Here is a 6,573-nt window from a genome sequence, read left to right on the forward strand (position 1 = left end):
CCGCCTGAGCTCACTCGATGTCGACCAGCGCCGGGGCGGCTACATGGCAACCCGTCACCTGATCGAGTTGGGGCATCGGCGAATCGCGCACATCGCGGGGATCGAATACCAGCCCGATGCGATTGCCCGCATGCAGGGCTACATGGATGCGCACCGCGAGGCCGGTCTCTCGGTGGATCAGCGCCTCATCGTGCGCGGTGATTTTTCCGAATTGGGTGGCATGCAGGCGATGCAGGCCCTGCTGGATTCCGGCATCGGGTTGACGGCGGTCTTCGCGGCGAATGACCCGAGCTTGAACGGCGCGCGGCTGGTCCTGTTCAATCGAGGCATCGAGGTGCCGGGGCAGGTCTCGCTGGTGGGGTTCGACGGCTTTCCTCCGTCCGCGTATTCGGTGCCGCCGACCACCACGGTCCGGCAACCCATCTATGAGATGGGCTGCACCGCCGCCAGGGAATTGCTTCGGTTGCTGGGCGTGAAACAGCTGAACGACGCGCCGATCGGGTCGCTGGATCTGCAGCTGGTGGTGCGGGGCAGCACCGCACCACCGCCTCACCCGGCTGGATGACCCTGGGTGGGTCGGTGCGGCGCGCCCCTGTCATTCGACATGCGACGCCCTCATGGTGCAGCCCTTGTCGCATTGAGCGAGGCACGGATCGCCTCCGGCGGAAGCAAGGCTTCGTATTGCCGTTCAAGCTCCATGAACACCGAGTGCGAAGCATCTCCGACCATCAGCCGGGATTCCGTCACGAAGTCGGACAGCCGATCACCGTTCGCACCGTAGAGCGAATCGTCCGAATCTTCCGGATGTTCCAGCACGGCGACGGCCATCTTCGAACGCAGATCCGCGAGGTGACGGTTCGACCAGTTGGAGACGATCGAATCCAGCTGCCTCAGCGCCATCTTCAGCACGTCGACAGGCATCGTCGCCAGCGCGGCCAGGCCCTGGGTGGCCAGCGCACGCTCGACGTACCGGAGGTGGCGCAGCACCTTGCGGGCCTGGGGATGCGAATCGAGCAACTTCTTCAGCGCGGCCCGCAACGGCGCCGCTTCGGCGATGGCCGCTTCGCTCAGCGCCTGCGGTCCGGGCTCGGGCGTGGCGATGCGGATGTGAAAGTCCCGCCCCTCGCGCTCCAGTTTCAAGTCGCTGAAGAGGATGCGCGCCATGAAGTGAAACGGTGCCAGCAGCAACCGAAACTGAAGTGGAACCATCGATCGCACACCCGCCGTTGTCATCACCTCGACAGTGTGGGCAGCCTTCGGATCGAATGCATGATCGAGCCATGATCAATGGTTCAACGGCATGACACCCCGTGAGCATTTCACGGGGTTGCGCGGGACGGCTCAGCAGGGCGAGTTGGTCTGCGTGAGCACGCCGAGCTTGTACGGCAGCCTGCCGTAGTCGCCGCTCGCGCCAGGCGCCAGCCCCTGGTAGAGGAAGTGCATGTTGCAGGCGCTGACCTCGACGTTCTGGTCATACCCGGTGCGCAGAATCTCTCCGTGGCTGATGCCCTGGCTCCACTTGCCGGTCGGGAAGCTCACGTTGGCGTCGCCGGCGAACGGGCTGGACTCGGTCGCGGCCAGCGGCGTCCAGGTTCCGCCCAGGCTGCTCGAAGTCCACGAGCGGAAGTACCGCCCGCTGCTGCCGATGGCCTCGACGATGAGCAGGTACTGCCCGGTCTCGCGCACCTTGTACACCTGCGGTGCTTCGAAGACCTTGTTGCGATCGGCGTCCTGCAGCGCGATCACCGTGTTGCCGAAGCCGTTCGGGAAGTTCGCGAGCGTGGTCTGCGAGCGGTAGATCTGCCCGTTGTCGCCGGCGGAGAACAGGTGGCAGTTGGCCGCGTCGCAGGCCACCGCGAAATCCAGCCAGTTGCCGCCACCGTTGCCGGTGTTCTGCTGAACGATCGGCGGCACGCTGCTGTAGAAGGTCTTCAGCGCGCTCCACCCGCCCGGGTTGCCGATGTCGGGGTTGGTCGAGTAGGCGGCGTTGCCGTTCTGGAACACCAGGTACCACAGCCGCGAAGGCGCATGGAAGAACACGAACGGTGCAGCCCGGTACCCGCCGCCGATGGCGGTGGAGTCGAGGAAGTAGGGCGTCGCCGCCCCGGCGTTCGACCAGTCCGTGAAGGAGCGGTACTCCAGGCCCCACCCGTTGCCCTTGGCCTGGGTCGAGAACACGTGCCAGAGGCCGTTGTAGAACACGACCGACGGGTCCTTGATCGCCACTTCCGGGAACTGCGCGGCGGGCTTGGCCACCATCAGCGCCGCGCTCGAGGTCCAGCGGAAGCTGGACGGCAGCGCCACGTTGCCGCCTCCACCGCCGGGCGGCGGCGTGGTGGCGCCGACCGGCACGAGCGCCCAGGTCTGGTTGCGGCCGCTGTAGTCGGTGTACTGGGTGACGTCGCCACCGTCGGCGGTGGACGCGCCGGCGACTTCGAGCACCTTGCCCGAGTTGCGGTTGATGAAGCGCACCGCGTTGTTGTCGGCGCCGACCAGCTGCCACTGCTGGTTGGTGCCGTCGTGGTCGGTGTACTGGTTGACGGCGGCCCCGTCGGCCGTCGAGAAGTTCCACACGTCGACGACCTTGCCCGAGTGCTTGTTCTTCAGCCGGTAGTAGCCGTTGCCGGAAGGGACCAGCTGGAACTGCTGGTTGGTGCCGTCGTGCCGGCTCCACTGGCGGAACTCGGCACCGTCGCCGGTCCCCCAGTTGTAGAGGTCGAGCGCCTTGCCGCTGTTGGCGTTGACGACGACGTACCAGGTGTTGGCGTCGACCGTGACGGCGGCCAGCGCCGGGGCGGTGGCCACCAGGGCGCCCGCCGACAGCACGAAGGCCGCCAGCGTCGACAGCGTCTTGCGAAGCTTCATCGTGTTCTTCATGACAGTTCTCCTTCAGATGAGAGGGGGCTCACAGGTCACCGAATCCGATCGCACCGTTGCAGTGCAGCCATTCGCTGCGACCGCTGCCGCCGCCGCACCGGCCGTTCTGGTACACGCCGGTGTTGTAGGTCTGGTTCTCGGCCTGCCGCACGCTGCCGTTCACGCTCAGGTAGTCGATCTGGACGTCGCGGCCGCCGGCGTCATTGGTGAACTCGACGGTGCTGCCGCCCGACAGGCTGGTCGTGAAGGTGTAGTTGGTCATCGCGGTGCCGAGCGTCCAGCTCTGCACCGCGGTGCCGCCGACGCGCAAGGTCACGCGCTCCTGGCCCGAGGTTCCGCGTGCGCGCACGACGATGGTCTTGCCGGTCGTGCCGCCGCCACCGCCGGGGTTGTTGCTGCGCACGTAGTTGGCGAGCCAGGTCAGCGCGGGGCGCGCGCTGCCGTCACGGCGCACGAGGTGGGAGTTGGCCACCCAGGTCTGGCCTTCGTTGTAGCCCCACAGCGTGACGCCCGCGACGGCCGGGTGGGTCCAGAAGATCGGGAACTTCTGTTGATAGCGCGCCAGCTGCGTGGCGTCATCGCCGGTCATGTCCAGCTCGGACACGTAGATCGGCAGGCCGGTCTGGGCCAGCGACTCCAGGCTTTGCGCGATCACGGCAGCCGGCACGTCGTCCAGGCTGAAGTAGTGCGACTGGATGCCCACGCCGTCGATCAACCCGCGCGACTTCAGGATGTTGACGATGCCCTTGTAGCGGTTCAGCTCGTCGGCGTTGCCGACGAGCCCGTACTCGTTGATCAGGAGCTTGGCGTTGGGGCAGTGCTGGCGGGCCTTCTGGAACGACCAGACGATCCAGTCCCAGCCGGTCGAGCCGGCGCCGCCGAGGGCCCCGCGGTAGCTGGCCGGTTGGTGCAGCGGCTCGTTGACCACGTCGATGTACTGCGTCTGCGGGTAGCGCTGGCAATACTGGCGGATGAAGTCCTCGACCTCCTCGGCCTGCTGCTGGGCACCCAGGCCACCGATCCAGTTCGGCTCCTGCGAACCCCACACGAAGGTGTGCTGCTTGAACGGAAAGCCGTTGGAGCGCGCGTAGTTGTAGGCGGCGTCGAGCTGGCCCCAGTTCATCTGGCCGCGCACCGGTTCGACCGAGCCCCATTTGCCGGCGTTTTCCGGCGAGACCTGGTTCCAGTAGGCGCTGAAGTTGGCCGGCGGATTGCCGGCAATGATGTTGCCGAGGAACTTGGTCTTGCCGACGGCGATCTGCGCCTGCGCCAGGCCGGCTGAACCCAGCAGGCCGAGGGTTGCCGTGGCGCAGATCATGGTGCGGCTCACGGCATTGAAGATCTTCGAGGTATTCACTGTTGTCTCCCTGGATGAGTTGAACGGATCGGATGGAGGCCACCGGCGGCTGCCGGTGGCCGACGACAACGGCGCGATTGCGCGTCAGCGCAGCCCCACGCCGCCCTTCTTGTAGTAGCCCTGCGTCCAGCCGAGCAGTCGGCCACCATCGGTTTCCGGCGACGTCTGGGGCGTGTCGCCGGCACCGAAGAACAGCCCGGCAATGTGGGCGTCGGCCACCTTGTCCAGGTTGTTGAAGAGGTAGTCCACCTTGTTGTCCTGCCAGTGGTTGGTGGTGTTGTTCTGCTGCGCGTTGCCGAGCGGCACCTGCCACATCAAGGTGGACTTGCCGACGATCTCGGCCAGCTTCTTGCTCCAGGCCAGGTAGGCCGCGAAGCTCTGGTCTGTGCGCCGATCAGCGACAAGGCATTGGCGCCGCCCACAGGGGTTGAGTGGCTTTGTCGGTGGAGTTCCATGGTTCGATCTGCCTTTTCAGTTCACCAGGGTGGTGATGCTCTTCGCCGGCAGCGTGACGGAGAACGCGTTCGCGCTGACGCCGATCGCGGGCTGTCGCTCGAACGTGGCGGCCCCGGTGGTGCGGTACGGCGTCAGGCTGGTCAGCGCGCGGCCGGCGGGGGCGATCGACGTCGTCAGGGTGACGTCGGCCGCGTTCTCGTTCACGAGCACGACCACCGCCTTGTTGTCGGCCGCGCCGGCGGGGGTTCCGAACGCCGAGACGCGGACGCCCTTTTGCGGCAGCGATGTCGCGTCGTAGCGGACGTAGCCCGGGCGGATGAAGTACGAGAAGTGCTTCAGGCCGATGCCGAAGTAGGTCGGCTTGTTGTTCGTCCCGATCAGGCCGGTCGGCGTCGCGTCGTTGGAGTTGACGAGCCACCAATGGACGTAGGCGTTGTACTGCGACAGCGTCAGGCCGTCGTGGACTTCCTTGGCCATCGCGATGGCGTCATCGATGCTGGTCGGCCATGACGACTTGGCGTCGGATTTGTTGACGGAGTCCAGGAAGTGCTCCGTCATCCAGGCCTCTTTGCCGAGCTTCTGGGCCAGGCCCGAGTAGTTCGGCGTGCCGCCGTAGAGGTGGCCGCCGACGATCGAGAGGTTGCCGGCGGCCTTGGCGTCGGCCAGCAGCGTGTCGGTGGTGGCCTGCGAGTAGTAGAAGGACTCCGGCGCCATCAGCTTGGTCGTGGTGCCCGAGATCGCCGTCGCGCCGTGGCCGCCGACCCAGGCCGTCATCTCGTCGGCGTTCCACAGGCAGGACTCGTAGTCCGTGGGGTCCCAGTCCGGCTCGTTCTGCAGCGAGACGGCGTAGAGCTTCACGTTGCGCGTCGCGGCATACCGGATGTAGGCGTTCAGGTACTGGGCGTAGTCCGCGTACTTCGCGGGGTCGAGGCGCCCGCTGTAGAGCGGGTTCTTGCGATCGGCGTTGACGATCTTCATGCTCGCCGGAGGTGACCACGGCGACGCGAAGACCATCGCGCCGCGCGCCTGGGCGGAGATGCCGTTCTCCAGTTCTGCGGTCCATTGGCTGGTATCGGCCGTCCGGGTGGAAGCGTTCCACTCGGCGGGCGCGATCCGCAGTCGAAGGATGCTCAGCCCGAGGCTGTCGGCGCCGCTGGTGCCGAACAGGACGTTCATGCGATCGTCCGTCATCTTGTTGTAGTACCAGGCGGCCGAGCCGCCGAAGCCCTGGAGGGTCTGCTTCGCATCGCCGAAGTCGATGGCGGCCGTGCCCGGGGCCGGCGCGATGGTCAGCGTGGTGCTGATGACCGACGAGATGTAGTGCGCGCTGTCCTTCGGGACGAACGTGGCCTGGACGAGGGCGCTCCCGGCGGCGGCCGTCGTGGCGGTGCCCAGCGGCTTGCCGTCGGCGGTCATGTACGAGGCCGGATCGGCCGTGCCCTGGACGCCGTAGATCGCGTAGGGCGCGGTAGTGATCTGCGAGGGCGTGAGCGCGGTGCCCTGGAGCACGGCCGAGGGGAGATCCCACCTGACCGGCGGCTGGGCCTTGTGGACCGTCAGCTTGCGCGTGACGGTGCTCGTCGAGTACTTGGTCTTGTCCTGCGGCGTGAACGTGACAGACAGCGTCTGGACGCCGACCTCGGGCTTCGCGCCCACGGCGGGTGTATAGGCGAACGTGCCCGCGACGCTCGCTTTCGCGTTCAGCTGGGCCGTGCTGAGTGCCGTTCCCCAATCGATGGCCGCTGGATCGGGCCAGGTGATCTGCACAGCAGGTGCAGGTGCAGGCGCAGGTGCAGGTGCAGGTGCAGGTGCAGGTGCAGGTGCAGGTGCAGGTGCAGGTGCAGGTGCAGGTGCAGGTGCAGGTGCAGGCGCAGGCGCAGGTG

The 6,573-nt window shown here is 66.7% G+C and carries 6 protein-coding genes; 1 reads left to right on the forward strand and 5 read right to left on the reverse strand.

The features are described 5' to 3' along the window. A partial coding sequence (locus AC1D15_RS13885) for a substrate-binding domain-containing protein (protein WP_477826440.1) occupies positions 1–565 on the forward strand: 565 nt, incomplete at its 5' end. 50 nt (positions 566–615) lie between these two features. On the opposite strand, the gene AC1D15_RS13890 is transcribed toward AC1D15_RS13885, so the two are convergent. From AC1D15_RS13890 to AC1D15_RS13910, 5 genes are all read right to left on the reverse strand, one after another. Beyond that, positions 616–1,164, reverse strand: a complete 549-nt coding sequence (locus AC1D15_RS13890) for a hypothetical protein (RefSeq protein ID WP_477826441.1) — start codon at positions 1,162–1,164, stop codon at positions 616–618. A gap of 177 nt (positions 1,165–1,341) precedes the next feature. Next, on the reverse strand, positions 1,342–2,877 hold the full coding sequence (locus tag AC1D15_RS13895) for a non-reducing end alpha-L-arabinofuranosidase family hydrolase (RefSeq protein ID WP_477826442.1): 1,536 nt from the start codon (positions 2,875–2,877) through the stop codon (positions 1,342–1,344). A gap of 28 nt (positions 2,878–2,905) precedes the next feature. Continuing rightward, a complete protein-coding gene (locus AC1D15_RS13900) occupies positions 2,906–4,234 on the reverse strand; it encodes an endo-1,4-beta-xylanase (protein ID WP_477826443.1) in 1,329 nt (442 codons plus the stop codon). A gap of 84 nt (positions 4,235–4,318) precedes the next feature. Then, positions 4,319–4,540 (reverse strand): hypothetical protein, encoded by a 222-nt coding sequence (locus tag AC1D15_RS13905; RefSeq protein WP_477826444.1) that lies wholly within the window; start codon positions 4,538–4,540, stop codon positions 4,319–4,321. Between the two features lie 165 nt (positions 4,541–4,705). After that, complete coding sequence (locus AC1D15_RS13910; RefSeq protein WP_477826445.1) at positions 4,706–6,457, reverse strand: glycoside hydrolase family 30 beta sandwich domain-containing protein; 1,752 nt, start codon at positions 6,455–6,457, stop codon at positions 4,706–4,708. Positions 6,458–6,573 lie beyond the last annotated feature (116 nt).

It is taken from the genome of Rhizobacter sp. P2_H2 (assembly GCF_056403375.1).